Annotated in this window: 18 protein-coding genes; all 18 read left to right on the forward strand. The window is 72.3% G+C overall.

The genetic code is table 11. From position 1 onward, the window contains the following. Positions 1–44 precede the first annotated feature (44 nt). Positions 45–1,295: a DNA polymerase IV gene (dinB, locus tag JOF43_RS10680; protein WP_209901870.1), complete on the forward strand. Its 1,251-nt coding sequence runs from the start codon at positions 45–47 to the stop codon at positions 1,293–1,295. Positions 1,296–1,449: 154 nt separating this feature from the next. After that, positions 1,450–1,860, forward strand: coding sequence for a DUF3040 domain-containing protein (locus JOF43_RS10685; protein ID WP_209901872.1), 411 nt, complete (start codon positions 1,450–1,452; stop codon positions 1,858–1,860). A 525-nt stretch (positions 1,861–2,385) separates the two neighbouring features. Further along, the gene (gene mraZ / locus JOF43_RS10690) at positions 2,386–2,817 is read left to right on the forward strand and encodes a division/cell wall cluster transcriptional repressor MraZ (RefSeq protein WP_209901874.1); all 432 of its coding nucleotides are present in this window, start codon (positions 2,386–2,388) and stop codon (positions 2,815–2,817) included. Between the two features lie 189 nt (positions 2,818–3,006). Then, positions 3,007–4,002, forward strand: coding sequence for a 16S rRNA (cytosine(1402)-N(4))-methyltransferase RsmH (gene rsmH / locus JOF43_RS10695; protein WP_209901876.1), 996 nt, complete (start codon positions 3,007–3,009; stop codon positions 4,000–4,002). Between the two features lies 1 nt (position 4,003). After that, a complete protein-coding gene (gene ftsL / locus JOF43_RS10700) occupies positions 4,004–4,522 on the forward strand; it encodes a cell division protein FtsL (RefSeq protein ID WP_209901877.1) in 519 nt (172 codons plus the stop codon). 2 nt (positions 4,523–4,524) lie between these two features. Next, positions 4,525–6,285, forward strand: a complete 1,761-nt coding sequence (locus JOF43_RS10705; protein ID WP_209901879.1) for a peptidoglycan D,D-transpeptidase FtsI family protein — start codon at positions 4,525–4,527, stop codon at positions 6,283–6,285. A gap of 8 nt (positions 6,286–6,293) precedes the next feature. Then, a complete protein-coding gene (locus JOF43_RS10710) occupies positions 6,294–7,865 on the forward strand; it encodes a UDP-N-acetylmuramoyl-L-alanyl-D-glutamate--2,6-diaminopimelate ligase (protein ID WP_342592146.1) in 1,572 nt (523 codons plus the stop codon). A gap of 2 nt (positions 7,866–7,867) precedes the next feature. Next, a complete protein-coding gene (locus JOF43_RS10715; RefSeq protein WP_209901882.1) occupies positions 7,868–9,310 on the forward strand; it encodes a UDP-N-acetylmuramoyl-tripeptide--D-alanyl-D-alanine ligase in 1,443 nt (480 codons plus the stop codon). Next, entirely contained in the window at positions 9,307–10,407 is a 1,101-nt protein-coding gene (gene mraY, locus JOF43_RS10720; RefSeq protein WP_209901884.1) for a phospho-N-acetylmuramoyl-pentapeptide-transferase, read from the forward strand. Before JOF43_RS10715 ends, mraY begins: the two co-directional genes overlap by 4 nt. Then, on the forward strand, positions 10,404–11,900 hold the full coding sequence (gene murD / locus JOF43_RS10725) for a UDP-N-acetylmuramoyl-L-alanine--D-glutamate ligase (protein ID WP_209901885.1): 1,497 nt from the start codon (positions 10,404–10,406) through the stop codon (positions 11,898–11,900). Before mraY ends, murD begins: the two co-directional genes overlap by 4 nt. Continuing rightward, on the forward strand, positions 11,897–13,327 hold the full coding sequence (ftsW, locus tag JOF43_RS10730; RefSeq protein WP_209901887.1) for a putative lipid II flippase FtsW: 1,431 nt from the start codon (positions 11,897–11,899) through the stop codon (positions 13,325–13,327). Before murD ends, ftsW begins: the two co-directional genes overlap by 4 nt. Beyond that, complete coding sequence (locus tag JOF43_RS10735; protein WP_209901889.1) at positions 13,324–14,412, forward strand: UDP-N-acetylglucosamine--N-acetylmuramyl-(pentapeptide) pyrophosphoryl-undecaprenol N-acetylglucosamine transferase; 1,089 nt, start codon at positions 13,324–13,326, stop codon at positions 14,410–14,412. The genes ftsW and JOF43_RS10735 overlap by 4 nt, the downstream gene beginning before the upstream one ends. 35 nt (positions 14,413–14,447) lie before the next feature. Then, entirely contained in the window at positions 14,448–15,974 is a 1,527-nt protein-coding gene (gene murC, locus JOF43_RS10740) for a UDP-N-acetylmuramate--L-alanine ligase (protein ID WP_209901891.1), read from the forward strand. Then, entirely contained in the window at positions 15,974–16,912 is a 939-nt protein-coding gene (locus JOF43_RS10745; protein WP_209901893.1) for a cell division protein FtsQ/DivIB, read from the forward strand. Before murC ends, JOF43_RS10745 begins: the two co-directional genes overlap by 1 nt. A gap of 219 nt (positions 16,913–17,131) precedes the next feature. Beyond that, positions 17,132–18,463 (forward strand): cell division protein FtsZ, encoded by a 1,332-nt coding sequence (ftsZ, locus tag JOF43_RS10750; RefSeq protein ID WP_209901895.1) that lies wholly within the window; start codon positions 17,132–17,134, stop codon positions 18,461–18,463. Positions 18,464–18,534: 71 nt separating this feature from the next. Beyond that, on the forward strand, positions 18,535–19,194 hold the full coding sequence (gene pgeF / locus JOF43_RS10755; protein ID WP_377784612.1) for a peptidoglycan editing factor PgeF: 660 nt from the start codon (positions 18,535–18,537) through the stop codon (positions 19,192–19,194). A gap of 156 nt (positions 19,195–19,350) precedes the next feature. Next, positions 19,351–19,839, forward strand: coding sequence for a cell division protein SepF (locus JOF43_RS10760; RefSeq protein ID WP_209901899.1), 489 nt, complete (start codon positions 19,351–19,353; stop codon positions 19,837–19,839). An 8-nt stretch (positions 19,840–19,847) separates the two neighbouring features. After that, the gene (locus JOF43_RS10765) at positions 19,848–20,138 is read left to right on the forward strand and encodes a YggT family protein (RefSeq protein WP_209901901.1); all 291 of its coding nucleotides are present in this window, start codon (positions 19,848–19,850) and stop codon (positions 20,136–20,138) included. The last annotated feature ends 89 nt before the right edge of the window (positions 20,139–20,227 follow it).

Below are 20,227 nucleotides of genomic sequence, written 5' to 3' on the forward strand. Positions count from 1 at the left end.
CGCCAGCCCGTGCCAGGTACAGTGCCAGCACGAAGGAGGTGCCGATGGACGCACGCACGGGCACGGGATCCCCACCGGAGGTCCCCGGAATCCTCCACCTGGACATGGATGCCTTCTTCGCCTCCGTCGAGGTGCGCGACGACCCGGGTCTGCGAGGCCTTCCTGTGGTCGTGGGGGGAGCAGGGGCCCGGGGCGTGGTGGCGGCTGCCAGCTATCCCGCCCGCACCCGGGGGATCCGCTCGGCGATGCCGATGGCGACGGCGCGGCGCCTGGCCCCGGACCTCGTCATCGTCCCGCCGCGGGGCGGGCACTACCGCGAGATCTCCGCACAGGTGATGGAGATCCTCGGCTCCGTCGTCGCCGAGGTCGAGCAGATCAGCGTCGACGAGGCCTTCCTCGACGTGCGGGGAGCGCGCCGGCTGTTCGGCGAGCCCGAGCAGATCGCCGCGCTGCTGCGACGGACGATCAGGGAGGAGCTCGACCTGCCCAGCTCCGTGGGCGGCTCGGTCTCGCGCGCGGTCGCCAAGATCGCCTCGGCGCAGGCCAAACCCGACGGCCAGCTGATCGTCCCGGCGGCGCGCACCGCCGAGTTCCTGGCGCCGCTGCCGGTCTCCGCGGTCTCCGGGATCGGCCCCAAGGCCGTCGCCGGCCTCGAACGGTTTGGTGTGCACACCATCGGCCAGATCCGCGAGATCCCGTCTTCCGCGCTCGCCCGCGCCCTCGGCCCCCGCGCGCCGGAGATCGCGCACCTCGCCGACGGCAGCGACCGCACCGGACTGGGGCACCGGGTGCGCGACAAGTCCTTGGGCACGGAACGCACCTGGGACGAGGACCTCACCGACGCCGACGAGGTGCGCCGCCGCATCACGGTGATGGCCGACGACGTCGCCCGGCAGCTGCGCCGCGGGGAGCTGGTCGCCCGCACCGTGGTGCTCAAGCTGCGCAGTCCGGACGGGACCACCATCACTCGCTCCTCCACCCTGGACCAGCCCACCGCGAGCGGGGAGCGGCTGCGCGAGCATGTGGTGGCGCTCTGGGAGCGGGAACGGCACCGGCTCCGACGGATCCGACTGGCCGGGGTCCGCGCCACCCACCTCGAGCCCGAGGCCTCCACCCCGTACCAGCACGAACTGACCGCGCGGTCGGGGCAGTGGCGGGACCTCGAGGCGGCCATGGACCGCGCCGTGGACCGTTTCGGGACTACCAGCCTCAGCCGAGGATCGACCCTCTCGGGAGCCCCGGGAACGGCGCAGCGGACCGACGCCCCGTCGCCGTCCGAGCACGACCGGCCCTGAGCTCCATCCGGCGATCGTGATGCGTCACGACGAGAGTTTCCATAACTCAGGAAGTGGCTCTAAACTGGGGGCAACGCCGATGGGGGCTCCGGACCACGATCGGCGGTCGGTGCGCTCACCAGCGCGAGAGGACCGGGGACAAGGAGCGGGAATCATGCCGCTGTCTGATCATGAACAGAAGATGCTCGACGAGATGGAGCGTCAGCTCTTCGCTGATGACCCACGCCTCGCGCGGGCTTTCGCGCCGGGCAGGAACCGCCGGCGCAGCGGGCGACGGATCGCGATCGGCCTCGGTGGCGTCGTCGTCGGTCTCGGCGTCCTGATCCTGGCCGTCTCCCTGCCAGCCGTCTGGCTGGGCGTCATCGCCTTCCTGGGGATGCTCGCCGGTGCCGTCTTCGCGGTCACCACCCCGAGCTCCTCCGCGCAGCAGGGCCCGTCCGAATCGGGCGGCGGTGGTGGGGGCAGCGGCCCCAGCACACCGCGCAACGACGACGGCGGCGGAACCTTCATGCGCAAGCTCGAGGCGCGCTGGGAGAAGCGCTCCGGGGACGACCCCCGAGTCTGAGACCGCGCCGCGCAGCGTACCACGACCCCGGAAGCCCCGGCTCCTGCGAGCCGGGGTTTCTTCGTGTCCGCTCCCCGGTGCCGCCGATGAGGACGGTAGCCCGCGGCCGACCGGGCGGTTCGCGCCGTCTTTCGGTGCCGTCGGGACGCGGCGAACGCGCCGTACCCCTCCTGCTCCCCGGGAATCCCCACTTCCCTCCACCGGGTCCCTCCCTTTCGCTCCACCCTCACCCCGTTCGAGACGTCACTGAGCACTGAAGCGATGTGACCTGCATGTTTCCTCTGGTGACGGCGCGGAGTGGCGGGGGAGGCCCGGCGCTGCGCAGTGCTCAGGACCGTTCTCCGACGCGCCGCGCGCCATTTTTCCCCCACCTTCCACCACCCTCGTGACCTGCGATGACAGAGGGCATGTGGGGTGAATCAGGTGTTTGGGTAGCACGATGTGGGGACTAGTGGGGTAAAGTGGAGCGTGTTGGGAGGAGATGGGTTTCGGATCGCGAGTCTCGGCAAGTGAAGGAGGGCCTGGATGTTCCTCGGCACCTTCACGCCCAAGCTCGACGAGAAGGGGCGCCTGATCTTCCCGGCCAAGTTCCGCGACGAGCTCGCCTCGGGACTGGTCATGACTCGAGGGCAGGAGCACTGCATCGCCGTGTACCCGCTCGCCGAGTTCCGCCAGAAGCTCGAGGAGGCCCGTCGGGCGCCCACCACCGATCGGCGCACGCGCGACTACCTGCGCGTGCTGCTGTCCGGAGCGGAGGACGTCATCCCGGACAAGCAGGGCCGCATCACCATCCCGGGTCATCTGCGCGGTTACGCGGACCTGGACCGGGAATGCGCCGTCATCGGCGCACTCGATCGACTCGAGATCTGGTCGCTCCCGGCCTGGGAGACCTATCTCGAACAGAAGGAAGAAGGCTTCGCCGAGACCTCCGAGGAGGTGGTCCCCGGCTTGTTCTGAGTTCGGCTCGACGGACATCCGTCCTGTGAGACCTCTCGTCGTTCCCGCCCCGATGCAACTTCCCCGGTGGCGGGTCGGGAACGACGGGGAATCTGGCAGGACGGCGCCGCGACCAGGAGGCGGAGCCGAGGGGATCGGAGCGATCCGACACCCAGGAACAGCACACGAGAGACCCAGGGGAGGGGTGACATGGACGAGACGACGGACGGCGCGCCGGCGGAGGCCCGGCACCTCCCGGTCCTGCTCACCACCTCGGTCGAGCTGCTCGTGCCCGCGCTCCAGGAGCCGGACTCGATCTACGTCGACGCCACGCTCGGCATGGGCGGGCACGCCACCGCCGTGCTCCGGGCCGCCCCGCAGGCCCACCTGGTGGGCATCGACCGGGACCCCCAGGCGCTCGAGCTGGCCCGGCAGCGGCTGGACCGCGAGGGCGTCGGCGACCGCGCCACCCTCGTCCACGCCACCTACGACGAGATCCCTGAGGTACTCGAGGATCTCGATCTGCCCGGCGCCCACGCCGTGATGATGGATCTGGGCCTGTCCAGCTTCCAGATCGACACCTCCGACCGCGGCTTCTCCTATGCCGTCGACGCCCCGCTCGACATGCGCATGGACAGCGCGTCCGACGGCCCCACCGCCGCGGACCTGCTGCGCGACCTGCCGGAGTCGGAGATCGCCCGGATCCTCCACGATCTCGGTGACGAACGCTTCGCCCGCCGCATCGCCCGCCGCATCGTCGAGCAGCGCGCCACGGCACCCCTGGAGCGCAGCGGTGACCTGGTCGCGCTGCTGGACCGGGCGATCCCCGCCGCGTCGAAGGCCAGCGGCGGCCATCCCGCCAAGCGCACCTTCCAGGCGCTGCGGATCGCCGTCAACGAGGAGCTCGAGATCCTCGCCTCCGCGATCGAGTCCGCCCTCGACTGCCTCCACGTCGGCGGCCGCATCGTCGTGGAGTCCTACCACTCGGGGGAGGACCGTCTGGTCAAGACCGCTTTCACGCGGCGGACCCGGTCCTCCGCCCCGCCCGGACTGCCGGTCGAGCTCGAGGAGCACCGGCCGACCTTCACCCCGCTCGTGCGCGGCGCCCTCCAGGCCGACGAGGCCGAACGGGGCAGCAACTCCCGCGCCGCCTCCGTGCGTCTGCGCGCACTCACCCGTACCCGATCCGCCCGGAGAGGTCACTGATATGGCCAGCACGTCAGCCGTTCACGCCCCCGCGGTCCGTCCCGTCCGCGGGTCCCGGTCCGCCGCCCTTCCGCGCCCGCGCCTGACACTGGTGGCGGCGCCGAGGGCCGCCGGCGGGGCGATGCCGTTCACGCTCCTGTGCACCCTGATCGTGGTCTCGACCCTGGCGGCCCTGCTGTACCTGAACATCCAGATGTCCGACACCAGCTACGAGATCACCCGGCTCCAGAGCCAGTCCCAGCGGCTGACCGAGGAGAAGCAGGCGCTCTCCGAGACCAACGAGCGCCTGGGCACCCCGCAGTCGCTCGAGCGCGAGGCGAGGGAGATCGGCATGGTCCCGGTCACGGATCCGGCCTATATCGACCTCGACACGGGCGAGATCCTCGGCGAGACATCCCCGGCACAGCAGACTGAGGTCAATCCGGAGCTCGCGGACGTGCCCGCCGAGAAGGCCGTCCCGCCGGCTGAGATCTACGACGAGCCCACGACCTATCACGGCATGGGCAACGAGGGAGCCTGACCATGGCGCGGTCCCGCACCACCCGGGGAACCGGGAGCACGTCCCGGATCGGGGCACCGGCGGTCCGCCACCGGCTGCTGATCTGCATGATCCTGGTGGCGGTGCTGATGATCTCCGGACGTCTGGTCTGGGTCCAGGGGCTGGACGCCAGCGCCCGTGCTCAGGAGGCCATCGAGCAGCGCACGGTGACGCGCTCCATCCCCGCCCTGCGCGGGGACATCCTGGACAGCGACGGCACCACGATGGCCAGCTCGGTCGAACGCTACGACCTGTGGGTCAACCAGAAGCAGGTCGGTCAGTACCGCCAGGGGGAGGACGAGGGCCCCACGGGCATCGAGGCCGCCGCGCAGGAGCTCGCCCCCGTGCTGGGCTGGTCCGTCACCGACACAAAGAAGGCCCTCACCGGCGACCGCGGCTTCGTCTACCTCTCCAAGAGCGTCGAGCCCAAGGTGCGCGACGCGGCCCTCGCCCTGAAGATCCCGGGCATCGGCGCCGATCGGGTCGCCGACCGGATCTATCCCTCGGGCTCGGTGGGCGGCAACATCCTCGGCTTCGTCGGCGCGGACGGCAGCGCCCTGGCCGGCACCGAGTACTCCTTCGACGACGTGCTCAGCGGCACCGACGGCGAGACCAGCTACGAGCGCGGCGCCGGCGGTCAGATCATCCCGACCGGCGAGCAGCACACGACCCCCGCGGTCGACGGCAGCGACCTGATGCTCACCATCGACCGCGACCTGCAGTGGAAAGCGCAGCAGATCGTCGCCGGGGCCGTGAACAAGTGGGGCGCCGACGGCGGCAGCGCGGTCGCCATGAACTCGCGCACCGGCGAGGTCCTGGCCATGGCCGAGTACCCCTCCTACGATCCCAACGCCCCCGGCGACGAGAAGGGGGAGTTCCTCGGCAACCGTTCGATCTCGAACGTCTTCGAGCCGGGCTCGACCGGAAAGCTCTTCACCGTCGCCTCCGCCCTCGAGGAGGGCACGGCGAGCACGGATTCCCAGTACGAGATCCCCTACGAGCAGTACTTCGAGGGCGAGCGCATCAAGGACTCCCACTACCACCCGGATCAGAAGCTCACGCTCGCCGGGGTGCTGAAGAACAGCTCGAACGTCGGCACGGTGCAGATCGCCGAGGAGCTCTCTCCGCAGGTCCGCTACGACTACCTGCGGGCCTTCGGCCTCGGGGAGCCCACGGGGGTGCAGCTGCCCGGGGAGTCCTCCGGCACCGTGCACCCGCCCGAGGACTGGAACGGCCGCACGCGGTACACCACCGCCTTCGGGCAGGGCTACAACGTCAACGCCCTGCAGATGGTCTCGGCCGTCGGCACCTTCGCCAACGACGGCGTGCGCGTCCAGCCGTCCCTCGTCTCCGGCACCCGGCAGGACGACGGCACGGTGCGGCCGACGGGCCAGCCCGAGAGCACCCGGGTGGTCTCCTCCGACACCGCTGCGACCATGCGCGCCATGATGGACAACGACGTCGACGAGGAGAAGGACCCCGCCGCGGTGCCCGGCTACGCCACCGCCGGCAAGACCGGCACCGCCCAGGTGTCCGACGGCACGTACACCGCCTCCTTCATCGGCTACGCCCCGGCGGACGACCCGGACATCGTGGTCGGCGTGTTCGTCTTCGGTCTGGACACCTTCATCTCCGGCAGCCGCGCCGCCTCCCCGGCGTTCTCCGAGCTGATGACCTTCACCCTGCAGAACCAGGGCATCCCCCCGACCGGGACCCCCGGCCGAGAGCTCGAGAACGAATGGTGAACGAGCCGGTGAGCGATCCGCACCTCCCCACCCCCGAACCCGCCCGCCCGCGCCGCCCCCTCGGCGCGGGCGCGGCGGCCCTCGCCGTCGCCCTCGGGGCCGAACCGCCGTCCGCGGACCTCACCGTCACGGGCGTCACCCTGGACTCCCGCAGCGTCGCCCCCGGGGACCTGTGGTGCGCGCTGCCCGGGGCGAACGCCCACGGCGCGCAGTTCGCCGCCCAGGCGCGAGACCGCGGCGCGGTCCTCGCCCTCACCGATCCCTCGGGTGCCGAGCGCTGCCGTGAGGCGGGGCTGGCGCTCCTCGTCGTCCCCGACCCGCGGGAGGCGACCGCGCTCGCCGCTGCCCTGGTCCAGGGACGGCCTGCCGAGCGCCTGGCCACGATCGGCGTGACCGGCACCAACGGGAAGACCTCCGTGACCACCGTCGTCACCCGCACCCTGGACGCCCTCGGGGACGCCGCCGGAGTCATCGGCACCAGCGGCACCACCTACCGGGATGAGCGGGGGAGCGACCACGCGATCGCCACCGTGCGCACCACCCCCGAGTCGCCCGAGCTGCACGGCATCCTGGCCCGCATGCTCGAGGACCGGGTCCAGGTGGCCTCGATGGAGGTCTCGAGCCATGCCCTGGTCCTGCACCGGGCCGACGAGGTCGTCTTCGACGTCGCGTGCTTCACCAACCTCTCCCAGGACCATCTCGACTTCCACGGCACGATGGAGGCGTACTTCGAGGCCAAACGCGTCCTGTTCACGCCCGCGCACGCCGCGCGCGGCATCGTCTGCGTGGACGACGAGTGGGGCCGGCGCCTCGCCCGTGAGGCGGAGGTCCCCGTGGTCACCTACGCGACAGCACCCGACGCCGAAGCCGACCACGTGGTCCGCGAGATCGTGGCCGAGGGCTACGGCAGCACCTTCACCGTCGAGGGCCCGCAGGGGAGGCGCACGCTGCACTCCGGCCTGCCCGGCCGCCACTATGTCGCCAACACCCTCGCCGCCGAGCTGCTGCTCGCCGCCGTCGGCCGGCGCGGCCCGGAGGTCACCCGCGCGCTCGCCGAGGCGGGGACCGTGCCCGGCCGGATGGAACTGGTCGCGCGCTCCCCGATCCGCGGCGTGGTCGACTACTCCCACACCGCCGACGCCCTCGCCCAGGCCCTGACCACCCTGCGCGCCGTGCCCGGCACCCGGCACCTGATCGTCGTGATGGGGGCCGGCGGGGACCGCGACCGCAGCAAGCGGCCCGCCATGGGGGAGGTCGCCGCGCGCCTGGCCGACGTGGTCGTCGTCACGGATGACAACCCTCGCTCCGAGGACCCTGCCGAGATCCGCCGTGCCGTGCGCTCGGGCATACCTGCGACCACGAACGCGCAGGTCCACGAGGTCGACGGGCGCGGCGCGGCGATCGAGCTGGCGGTCCGTCTGGCCGACGTGTCCGACACCATCCTGGTCGCCGGCAAGGGCGCCGAGACGGGACAGCAGATCGGCGGTATCGTCCATCCGTTCGATGACCGCCTCCGCCTGCGCGACGCGCTGGCTGCCCACGGCGGCACGGGCGACGACGACACGGACGGAGAACGCTGAGCATGCTGCAGATCACGGCACGGGAGATCGCCGACATCACCGGCGGTCGACTGGTGGCCGGTGCCACCGGGGACGAGCTCGTCACCGGGACGGCCCGCATCGACTCCCGCGACGTCGCCCGGGGGGACCTCTTCGCAGCCTTCCTGGGCGAACGGGTCGACGGGCACGACTACGTCGGCGCCGCGCAAGAGGCCGGGGCGGCCCTCGCCCTCGTCGCCCGCGAGACCACCGTCCCCGCGGTGCTGGTCGCGGACGTCCGCACCGCGCTGTGGGACCTCGCCCGTGCGCAGCTCGAGCGCGCCCGGCAGGAGAACCCCGAGCTGGTGGTCCTCGCGATCACCGGCAGCGCCGGCAAGACCGGCGCCAAGGACCTGCTCGGCACCATCCTGCGCACCGCGGGGGAGACGATCGCGCCCGCCGGCAGCTTCAACAACGAGCTGGGCCTGCCCCTGACTGTGCTGCGGCTCGGCGCCGGCACCCGATTCCTCGTCCTCGAGATGGGCGCTCGCGGGATCGGCCACATCGCCCAACTCACCGACATCGCCCGCCCTGACATCTCCCTGGTCCTCAACGTCGGCAGCGCCCACCTCGGCGAGTTCGGCAGCGTCGAGGCGATCGCCCGCGCCAAGGGCGAGCTGGTCGAGGCGCTCGCCCCCGAGGGTCGCGCCGTGCTGAACGCCGAGGACCGCCTGGTGGCCGGCATGGCCGGCCGCAGCGCCGCCCCCGTGCTCACCTGGGGGTTCACCACCGGTGACGTGCGCGGTCAGGACCTCGCCCTCGACGACGACGCCCGGGTGAGCTTCACCCTGGTCGTGCCCGAGGGCCTGCAGACCCTGCGCGGCGAGCCGATCGGGGCCGGCAGCTTCCCGGTCCGACCGGACCTGCTGGGCGAGCACCAGGCCGCCAACGTCCTGGCCGCTCTGACCGCCGCGCTCAGCGCGGGCGCCGACCTCGCTGCCGCGACGGCCGCCCTGGACGGTGCGAAGCTCGCGACCGGGCAGCGCATGGAGGCGCTTCGCGCCGGGGGAGCTCTGGTCATCGACGACGCCTACAACGCCAATCCCGACTCGATGCGCCAGGCGCTGAAGACCCTCGCTCACCTCGGGCGCGGCCATCGCACCATCGCCGTGCTCGGCGAGATGCTCGAGATGGGACCGGACTCCGTCCGCCTGCACGACGAGATCGGCCGCCTCGCGGTGCGCCTGAACATCGGCCAGCTCTACGTGGTCGGAGACGGCGCCGCCCCCATCCACCACGGCGCCAGCCTCGAGGGGAGCTTCGGCGGTGAGTCCGAGTACCTCGACACGGTGGACGAGGCGCTCGCCGTGCTGAAACGGGTCGTGGCCCCTGGCGACGTGGTGCTCCTGAAGTCGTCCCGGGACGCCGGCCTCCGGCAGATCGCACGCCCCCTGATCGAGCACCTGGGACGGGGTGAGGACGCATGATCGCGATCATCATCGCGGGCGCCGCCGCCCTCGTCCTGTCCATCGTCGGCACCCCGCTGTACATCCGGCTGCTGGTGAAGAAGCGCTACGGCCAGTTCGTCCGTGACGACGGCCCCACCTCCCACGCCACCAAGCGCGGCACGCCGACCATGGGCGGCGTGGCCATCATCCTGGCCACGCTCCTCGCCTACGGGCTCTCCCACCTGCTGACCCAGACCTGGCCGAGCGTCTCGGTGCTGCTGGTGCTGTTCCTCATGGTCGGCCTCGGAGTCGTCGGCTTCCTCGACGACTACCTCAAGATCTCCCAGCAGCGCAGCCTCGGTCTGCGGCCCCGCGCGAAGCTCATCGGCCAGTTCCTGGTGGCCACCGCGTTCGCGGTGCTCGCCCTGCTGTTCCCGGACGGCACCGGCAACACCCCTGCCTCGACCAAGCTCTCCTTCGTCCGCGACATCGACTGGCTCGACCTCGCCTTCGGCGGTTCGGTGGTCGGCTTCATCCTCTTCGCGATCTGGGCGAACTTCCTGGTCGCCGCCTGGTCCAACGGCGTGAACCTCACCGATGGGCTCGACGGGCTCGCCAGCGGCGCCACCATCATCTTCACGGCCACCTATCTCGTCATCTCCTTCTGGCAGTGGCGCCAGGTGTGCAACGTCGACCTCGACGCCGGGGGAGTGGTGCACTGCTACGCCTCCCGGGACCCCTTGGACACGGCGGTGCTGTGCGCCGCGATCATCGGCGCCTGCGTCGGGTTCCTGTGGTGGAACACCTCGCCCGCGAAGATCTTCATGGGCGACACCGGCTCCCTCGCGCTCGGCGGCGCGATCGCGGGACTGACCATCGTCTCGCGCACCGAGATCCTCGGCGCCATCATCGGCGGCCTGTTCGTGGTCATCTCGGCGTCGGTGATCATCCAGGTCGGCAGCTTCAAGCTCACCGGGAAGCGGGTGTTCCGGATGGCCCCGCTGCAGCACCACTTCGAGCTCAAGGGCTGGAACGAGGTCACCATCGTGGTGCGCTTCTGGATCGTCGCCGGCATCCTCGCGGGCATCGGCCTGGGCATCTTCTACCTCGACGCCCTGCCGAGGCTCACCTCATGACCAGCCAGGACGCCGAGCGCAGACCCTGGCCCGGGCTCGACGTCTCCGGGCTGCGGATCCTGGTCACCGGGTTCGGCGTCTCCGGGTACGCGGTGGCCGACCAGACCATGCAGCGCGGGGCCCGGGTGCTCGCCGTCGACGGCGCCGACACCCCCGAGATCCGCGAGCGCGCCCAGATCCTCGAGGTGCTCGGCGTCGAGGTGCGCCTGGGCGTGGAGCACACTCTCGCCCTGCCGGAGGACCGCGAGATCGACCTCGTGATCACCTCGCCCGGCTGGCGCCCCGCCCAGCCCCTGCTGGCCGCAGCGGCCGACGCCGGGATCCCGGTGTGGAGCGAGATCGAGCTCGCCCGGCGCATGCAGAGCGCCGACGGCCCCGCCTGGCTCGCCGTCACCGGCACCAACGGCAAGACCACCGCGGTCACCATGCTCGAATCGATCCTCCAGCACGCGGGCCTGCGCGCTGTCGCCTGCGGCAACGTCGGGCTCCCCGTGATCGAGGCCGCGCTGGATCCCGAGGGCTTCGACGTCCTCGCGATCGAGCTGTCGAGCTTCCAGCTGCACTGGACCCGGCACCTGGACTGCGAGGCCGCGGTCGTGCTGAACGTCAGCGCCGACCACCTGGACTGGCACGGCGGCGCCGCGGAGTACGCCCGTGCCAAGGGCCGAGTCTTCGACGGCGTGCGCACCGCCTGCGTCTACAACACCGCCGACGCCATCACGCGGGAACTGGTCGAGGAGGCCGACGTCGTCGAGGGCGCCCGCGCCGTCGGGCTCACCCTGGGACCGCCGGGGCTCTCCGAGATCGGGGTCGTCGACGGGATGCTGGTCGACCGTGCCTTCCTCACCGAGCGTCGCACTTCCGCCGCCGAGCTCGGCAGCCTCGAGGACCTCGCGCACCTGGGTCCGCAGGGCGCCGGGCCCCATGTCGTGCTCGACGCCCTCGCCGCCGCCGCGCTGGCCCGCGCCCACGGCGTCCGGGCCGTGGCCGTGCGCGACGGGCTGCGGGCCTACCGGATGGGCAGTCATCGCGCCCAGCTGCTCGCTACCCACGAGTCCATCGCCTACGTCGACGACACCAAGGCCACCAACCCCGCCGCCGCGGCCGCCTCGCTGCGGGCGGCCGAGCGGATCGTGTGGATCGCCGGCGGGGACGCCAAGGGCGCGGACCTCGACGAACTGGTGGAGGCGGTCCGCGACCGCCTGGTCGGGGTGGTGCTGCTCGGGTCCGACGAGCGGCCCTTCACCGCCGCCCTGGCGCGACACGCCCCCGAGGTCCCCGTCCGCCGCATCGATCCGGGTGACACTGGCGACGTCGCCGGGCGCTCCCGACTCATGGAGGACGCGGTGCGGGCCGCACGATCCCTCGCCTCCGCCGGGGACGTGGTGCTGCTGGCACCGGCCGCAGCCTCCATCGACCAGTTCCGTGACTACGCGGAACGGGGGGACCTGTTCGCGGCGGCCGTCACCCGACTGCCAGGAGCGAGCACATGACGATCGAGGAGACCCGTCGCGATGCCCGACGGTCCACCGGCGTCGTCCGCCCCGACGAGGAGCAGCCCCTCGGCAACATCGGCACCCGCGTGCGCGAGGGCGTCGGGGGCTGGCTGCGGTCACCGGCGCTGGACTTCTACGGACTCCTCGTCATCGGGACGCTGCTGATCAGCGTCGGGCTGGTGATGGTGCTGTCCTCCACCGCGGTGCTGAACATCTCCCGCGGTGACTCCGGCTACTCCGGGCTGCTGCGCCAAGGCACCTTCGCGGCCATGGGGCTGGTGCTGCTCGTGGTCACCGCCTGCCTCCCCCCGTCGTTCTATCGCAAGGCCGCCTGGCCGCTGCTCGGGCTCGGCATCGCGCTCCAGTCGCTGGTGCACACCCCGCTCGGTGTCGCCGTCGACGGAAACCGCAACTGGATCTCGGTCGGAGGGCAGACCCTCCAGCCCTCGGAGTTCCTCAAGCTCGCCCTGGCGGTGTGGCTGGGAGCCCTGCTGGCGACCAAACGGCCGCTGCTGCACAAGCCCTTCCATCTGATCGTCCCGCTGCTCCCGGGAGTGCTGGTCTCCCTCGGCCTGGTGATCCTCGGGCACGATCTCGGCACCACCTTGGTGATGGCCATGCTGGTGGCGGCGGCCGTGTGGGTCGCCGGCGTGCCGCGCCGCTGGTTCATGGCCGCCGGCATCGCCGGCCTCGCCGGGGTCATCGCACTGACCATCACCAGTTCCAACCGCATGTCCCGCATCGAGAACTGGATGCACGGCACCTGCGAGGGCGACTCCTGCTACCAGGCGGAGCAGGGACTGATGGGCCTGGCCGAGGGCGGCTGGTGGGGCGTCGGACTCGGGGAGTCCCGCCAGAAGTGGGGGCGCCTGCCCGCGGCCGAGGACGACTACATCTTCGCCATCATCGGTGAGGAGCTCGGCCTCATCGGCACCCTGGGCGTGCTGGCCCTGTTCACCGTGCTCGCCCTGATCATGTTCCGCATGATCACCCGCATCGACGACCACTTCATGCAGATCACCGTCGCCGGCATCAGCGCCTGGCTGCTCGGACAGGCCTTCGTGAACATGATGGTGGTCACCGGGCTGATGCCGGTGATCGGGGTGCCGCTGCCGTTCATCTCCTCCGGCGGCTCCGCCCTGCTCGCCTCGATGACCGCCCTCGGCCTGCTGCTCTCCTTCGCGCGCCGCGAGCCCGGCGCACCCGAGGCGATCAGCGCCCGCATGGGCTCCGTACGACGCTCCATCAGCGTCCTGCCCGCGCCCCGCGACACCGCTGCTGAGGACCGGCCGAAGCGTGCGAAGAGAGCGAAGAAGCCCAAGCCTGCCACGAAGCGCAAGCCGGCCAAGAAACCCAAGCCGGCCCGGAGAACGAAGCGCGCGCAGCGCTCGACCCGCCCCTCCTCGTCCCGAAGGACCCGATGACCGCCGAGGCCCCCCGCATCCTGCTCGCCGGGGGCGGCAGCGCCGGACACGTGTCCCCGCTGCTCGCCACCGCCGCCCAGATCACCCGCCGCACCCCGGAGGCCGAGGTGCTCGTGCTGGGCACCCCGGACGGCCTCGAGGTGGACCTGGTGCCCGCCGCCGGGTACGAGCTGCTCACGATCGAGAAGGTCCCCTTCCCCCGGCGACCGGACGCGGCCGCGCTGCGCTTCCCGCGGCGGTTCGCGGGCACGCTGGGTCAGGTCCGCTCGATCCTGCGCGAGCGGGAGATCGACGTGGTGGCCGGCTTCGGCGGGTACGTGTGCCCACCGGCCTATCTTGCCGCCTTCTCCGCGCGGCGGCCCGTGGTGGTCCATGAGGCCAACCGCCGGCCGGGACTGGCGAACCGGCTCGGCGCTCGGCGGGCCGCCGCGGTGCTGACCGCCTTCGACGGCTCCTCCCTGCCCGGGGCCCGCCGCATCGGCATGCCGATGCGAGAGGGCATCGCCCACCTGGACCGCGGGGCCCGCCGCCGTGACGCCGTCGCAGGCTTCGGCCTCGACCCCGACCGGCCCGTGCTGCTGGCCACGGGTGGCTCCCTCGGCGCTCAGCGGCTGAACGCCGCCGTCTCGGCGGCGGCCGAGGAGTTCACCGTCGCCGGTGCCCAGATCCTCCACGTCACCGGTCGCGGCAAGGCCGAGGGCGTGCGCGAGCACCCCGGTTACCGGGTGGTGGAGTACGTCAGCGCGATGGAGGACGCCTACGCCGCCGCGGACCTCGCCCTGACCCGCTCCGGCGCCGGCACCGTCAGCGAGCTCACGGCCGTCGGACTGCCCGCCGTGCTGGTCCCGCTGCCGATCGGCAACGGTGAGCAGGCCCTGAACGGTCAGGAGATGGTGGCCGCGGACGGCGCCCTGATGGTGCCCGATGGCGAGCTCGACGCCGACCACCTGCGCAAGACCGTGCTCCCGCTGCTCCAGGACGAACCGCGCCGCCGGGCCATGGCGGAGGCGGCCCGCGCCTTCGGCATCACCGACGCCGCCGAGGTGATGGCGGACGTCGTGACCGGCATCGCACGACGCGCCTGACCCGGCCCCCGAGATCTGCCGACTACGGTGAACACATGACCTCCCCCGTCCGCCCGACCGGCCCGTCCACGCCGCGCACGATCCTGCGCCCCGGGCCCGTCATCACCCAGGCCGCCTGGCCCAGCGACCGTGAGGTCCGCGGCGTGCACGTCGTCCGGATCGGTGGCGCCGGCATGTCCGCCGTCGCCCGCCTCGCGCTCGAGGCGGGGCTGGCCGTGAGCGGGTCCGACTCCCAGGACGGCCAGTTCATCGCCCCGCTGCGTGCGGGGGGCGCCCGGATCGGGATCGGCTTCGACGCCGCGCTGCTGGCCGAGGACGTCGACGTCGTCGTGGTCTCCACGGCGGTGCGGGCGGACAACCCCGAGGTGCTCGCCGCCCGCGAACGGGGGATCCCGGTCGTCCACCGCGCCGCGGCGCTGGCCGGACTGCTCGGCGGGCGGGAGCTGGTCGCCGTCGCCGGCACGCACGGCAAGACCTCCACCACCGGGATGGCGGTGATGGCGCTGCGCGGAGCCGGGGAAGACCCCGCCTGGGCTCTCGGCGCGGCAGTCCCGGACCTGGGCCGCAATGCCGGTTTCTCCGCCGGGGCGGGAGCGGACGGACCGCCGCCCCCGATCGCGGGCACCGCCGTGATCGAGGCCGACGAATCCGACGGCTCCTTCCTCGCCTTCGCCCCGCGCGCCCTGGTGGTCACCAACCTCGAGCCCGACCACCTCGACTTCCACGGCGACGCGGCCACCCTCACCGCCGCCTTCGACGCGCTGGTCCGGCAGCTCCGGCCCGGCGGGACCCTCGTGGTGTGCGCCGACGATCCCGGGGCCCGCAGCCTGGGGGAGCGGGCCGCCCGGGACGGGATCTCCGTGGCCACCTACGGCGCCGACGCGGAGGCCGACTGGCGGGTGCTGAGCGAGCGCGGCGGGGCCGGGGGCGCAGAGGTCGAGCTGGAGACCCCGCACGGCCGCCTGCACCTCGAACTGTCCGTCGCCGGTCACCACAACGTGCTCAACGCCCTCGGCGCCCTGGCCGCCACCAGCGTCTCCGTCCCGGAGACTGAGCTCGTCGCCCTCGCCGCGGGGCTGTCCGCCTTCCGCGGCGCTTCCCGTCGCTTCGACGTGGCCGGGGTGGCGGGAGACGTCACCGTCGTCGACGACTACGCCCACCATCCGCGGGAAGTCTCCGCCACCCTCGCCGCCGCCCACGGCATCGTCGAGGCGCAGCAGCGCGGAGGGCGCGTGCTCGCGGTGTTCCAGCCCCACCTGTTCTCCCGCACCCGCGACTTCGCCGCGGACTTCGCCGCGGCGCTCGCGACCGCGGACCGCGCCTGGGTGATGCCGGTCTATGCCGCCCGCGAGGATCCCGACCCGGGCATCGATGCCCGCACCATCACCGATCACCTCGACGGTCACCGGGTCCGCCCCCTGAGCGATCGCGAGCAGGTACCCTCCGCGGTGCGCGAGGTCGCCCGCCCTGGGGACCTGCTGCTGATGCTCGGCGCCGGGGACGTCGTCGAGACCACCCCCGCCGTGATGGCCGCCCTGGACGCCCCGCGGGAGCAGGCCTGATGGCCCGTCGTCCCACGGCCCCGCGTCCCCGGCCCGGCACCCGTCGGGCCGCCCCGACGTCGGCCCCCGCCCCGCAGGACCCCGCACCCCGGCGGGGCGCCCCCGTCGGTCGCGCGCGCCCGGCACCCGCCCCGTCCGAGCCCGCCGCCGCGGGTCCCGACCCGGGTGAGGACGGCGGCGGTGGCGGCGGGCGCGTGGTCCAGGCCGCCGGCCGCTTCCGCGAGCTGGTCGCCGGGCGGCCCTGGCGCCGTCGTCGCCGCGCGATCCTCGCCACCGTCGCCGCCACGGTCCTGGTCCTCGTCGCCGGTCTCGCCGCCGCGGTCTTCCTGCCGGCCCTCCAGGTCCAGCAGGTCACGGTCTCGGGCCTCGACTATGTCGAGGAGGGCGACGTGCAGGCGGCGATCGAGCCCCACCGCGGCGACAGCGTGCTGCTGCTGCCCAGCTCCGACATCGCCGCCGACGTCGCCGAGGTGCCGGGGGTCCGCGACGCGAAGGTCGAGCGGGCCTGGCCCGACGGCGTCCGCGTGAGCGTCACCGAGGCCACCCCGGTGGGGACGCTGACCCGGACCGACGGTTCCACCGCGGTGATCGATGCGCAGGGCCGGGAGCTGCCCGAGGCCGCGTCCGAGGCAGCGGGGTCGGAGCTGGTGCCCCTGACCGCCGACGGCGGCGCCGCGGACCCCGAGGGCGCGGCGGCGGCCATGAGCGAGGTCCTGGCGAGCATGCCCGAGTCCCTCCGGGGCTCGGTGGAGAAGATGACCGCCACGAGCGCGAGCGATGTGCGCTTCGTCCTCTCCCTCGAGGACGGCGGCACCCGCACGGTCGTGTGGGGCGACGCCGCCGATGCGGAGCTGAAGGGAAAGGTCGTGCAGGCGCTGGTCGCCGAGCCCGGCACCGAGATCGACGTCTCCTCCCCGGTGGCCCCGGTGACCCGCTGAGGGTGGGTGGGTGAACCTTTCCACCCTTCCTCCGCGCTTCAGGGCCGACACGCGCCCTTTGTATTTGCGTGGACGTGCCCGCGTCCCTAGCGTCAAAGGAAAGAAGAGGCGCTCCGAAGTCCAAACCTCAACTCGAGGTTGAGGGTTTCGGCAGTCGATGACCAGGCACGACGCAAGGCCCCTCGTCCCAGTTGAACGACAAGAGCAAGGACCCCAAACGTGGCCGGAACCCAGATCTCACTCGCAGTCATCAAGGTCGTCGGCGTCGGCGGCGGAGGTGTCAATGCTGTCAACCGCATGATCGAATCCGGCCTGAAGGGCGTCGAGTTCATCGCGATCAACACCGATGCGCAGGCGCTGCTGATGTCCGACGCGGACGTCAAGCTCGACGTCGGCAAGGAGATCACCCGTGGTCTCGGAGCCGGCGCCGACCCCGAGGTCGGCAAGCGTGCCGCCGAGGACCACGCCGAGGAGATCGAAGAGGTGCTCCGCGGTGCGGACATGGTCTTCGTGACCGCGGGCGAGGGCGGCGGCACCGGCACCGGCGGTGCCCCGGTGGTCGCCAAGATCGCCCGCAGCCTCGGCGCGCTGACCATCGGCGTGGTCACCCGCCCGTTCACCTTCGAGGGGCGTCGTCGCTCCACGCAGGCGGAGTCGGGCATCGCCGGCCTTCAGGCCGAGGTCGACACGCTCATCGTCATCCCCAACGACCGCCTGCTGTCCATCGCGGACAAGCAGGTCTCCATGCTCGACGCCTTCAAGAGCGCGGACCAGGTGCTGCTCTCCGGCGTCCAGGGCATCACGGACCTGATCACCACACCAGGGTTGATCAACCTCGACTTCGCCGACGTGAAGTCCGTGATGCAGGGAGCGGGCAGCGCTCTCATGGGCATCGGCTCCGCCCGGGGCGACGACCGTGCTCTGCAGGCCGCCGAGCTCGCCGTCTCCAGCCCGCTGCTGGAGGCGTCGATCGACGGCGCCTACGGCGTGCTGCTGTCCATCCAGGGCGGCAGCGACCTGGGGCTGTACGAGGTCTCCGAGGCCGCTCGCCTGGTCCAGGAGGCGGCGCACCCGGACGCGAACATCATCTTCGGCTCCGTCATCGACGACGCCCTCGGCGACGAGGTGCGGGTGACGGTCATCGCCGCCGGCTTCGAAGGCGGTGGCCCGGCCCCGCGCCAGGACGTCGCCCCGCAGCAGCGTCCGGCCGCTCGTCCGGAGCCCGCCCCGGCCCCCCGCGCGGCCTCCACGGAGCAGCGCCCTGTCGGGGCCGGTTCCGGGGCGGCTGCCGCCCCGGGTGCCTGGGGTCTGCCGCAGCAGACCTTCTCGCCCTCCCGCCAGGAGCAGGGATCCGCCGAGCCGGAGACCGAGGTGCTCGAATCGACCGAAGCCGATCAGGAGCAGCCGGGCCAGGCCGCGCCGCAGCAGGCGCAGTTCACGCCGCAGCCCGCGCCCCGCGCCCCGGAGCAGCAGCAGCCGGCACGGCCGCCGCGGATCGAGGAGCCGCCGTCGGACGACGACGACCTCGATCTGCCGTCCTTCCTCAAGTGACGACAGCTCCTCCTGCACGGGCCCCGCGACTTCGCGGGGCCCGTGCCCTGTTCACGGGGCGCGAGGGAGGAGTGAGCACGGGTGAGCTCGCCTCGCTGAACCTCGCCCGGCACATCGGGGACGAGAACGGGGCCGTCCAGCGCAACCGCGAGCGCGTCGCCGAGCAGATCGGAGCCTCGCTGGTGTTCGTCGACCAGGTCCACTCGTCCGAGGTGCACGTGCTCGACGAGCAGGGCCCGGTCCCCGTCGCCACGGCCGACGCACTGGTCACCCGACGCACGGACGTGGCGCTGGCGATCATGGTCGCCGACTGCCTGCCGGTGCTGCTGGCGGACCCGGTCGCGGGGGTGGTCGCGGCCGCCCATGCGGGACGGGTCGGCCTGCTGGACGGGGTGCTGGAGGCGACGATCGCGGAGATGGCCGTGCTGGGCTCGCGCCCCGCGGACCTCACCGCGAGCATCGGCCCCTCAATCTGCGGCTCCTGCTACGAGGTGCCGGAGCAGATGCGCGAACGGGTCGCGGCCCACCTGCCCGCCACCCGCGCCCGCACCCGCTGGGGCACGCCCGCCCTGGACCTGCGGGCCGGCGCGATCAGCGTGCTGGAGACCGCCGGGGTCCCGTCGGCCGCGATCGATGCCGCCCACCCCTGCACCTTCGAGGACCCACGCTGCTTCTCCTACCGTCGCAGCACGAGCACGGGGCGATTCGCCGGAGTGGTCCGCCGCGCCTGACCGCCCCGATGCGGCCGCGACACGGGCACGACACGCCGACGACCTCCCGGGGTCCTGGAAAAGCCTGGGGTACTTTCAACGTGCAAGGGCTCCCGCGCACTCCCCGTGCTTCCCCGGAGCCCAGGTCAGCGCGAACAACAATCTGGGAGATCTGCGATGGGCAACTGGCGCAACGCCATGGTCGCACTCGGCCTCGCCAACGAGGTCGACGACGAATACTACGAGGACGAGCGGGTCCGTCAGGACGAGGCCGCCGCTCCCGCTCGCCGCACCGAGCGCGGCCCCGAGCCCGCTCCCGAACGGGAGGCCCAGGTGACCCCGATCCGTCAGCGGTCCAACGTCGTGGCCATGGCCCCGGCAGTGGAGGAGTCGATGCACCGCATCACCACCATCCATCCGCGTTCCTACAACGACGCCAAGGCGATCGGCGAGTCCTTCCGTGACGGGGTCCCCGTCATCGTGAACCTCTCGGACATGCAGGACGGCGATGCCAAGCGCATGGTCGACTTCTGCGCCGGTCTGGTCTTCGGTCTGCGCGGCAGCATCGAGCGGGTGACCTCCAAGGTGTTCCTGCTCTCCCCGGAGTTCGTCCAGGTCGACGGAGACACCTCTGCCGACGAGGGCAGCTTCTACAACCAGAGCTGAGCGCCTCCGTGCAACTCGTCGCAGGAGTGCTGTACCTCGCAGTGCTGCTGTACCTGATCGTGCTGATCGCGCGACTGGTCCTCGAGTGGATCCAGTCCTTCGCGCGTGAATACCGCCCGAGCGGATTCGTCCTGGTGCTGTTCGAGATCGTCTATACGCTGACCGACCCTCCCGTGAAGGGTCTGCGGCGGATCATCCCGCCGCTGCGCCTGGGTGCCGTGGCCCTCGACCTCAGCCTCATGATCCTGCTCGTGGTGGGCTGGATCCTGCTCTCGGTGCTCTCCTCCTTCGCCGCCTGAGCGTGACCGTGGCCCCAGCGCGTCGTGGGGCGCCCCCGGCATCCGCTAGGCTGTCGTCACCGCGCCTCACCGCGCATTTCGATCCCAGA

The organism is Brachybacterium sacelli (assembly GCF_017876545.1).
In the GTDB taxonomy this organism is placed as follows: Bacteria; Actinomycetota; Actinomycetes; order Actinomycetales; family Dermabacteraceae; genus Brachybacterium; species Brachybacterium sacelli.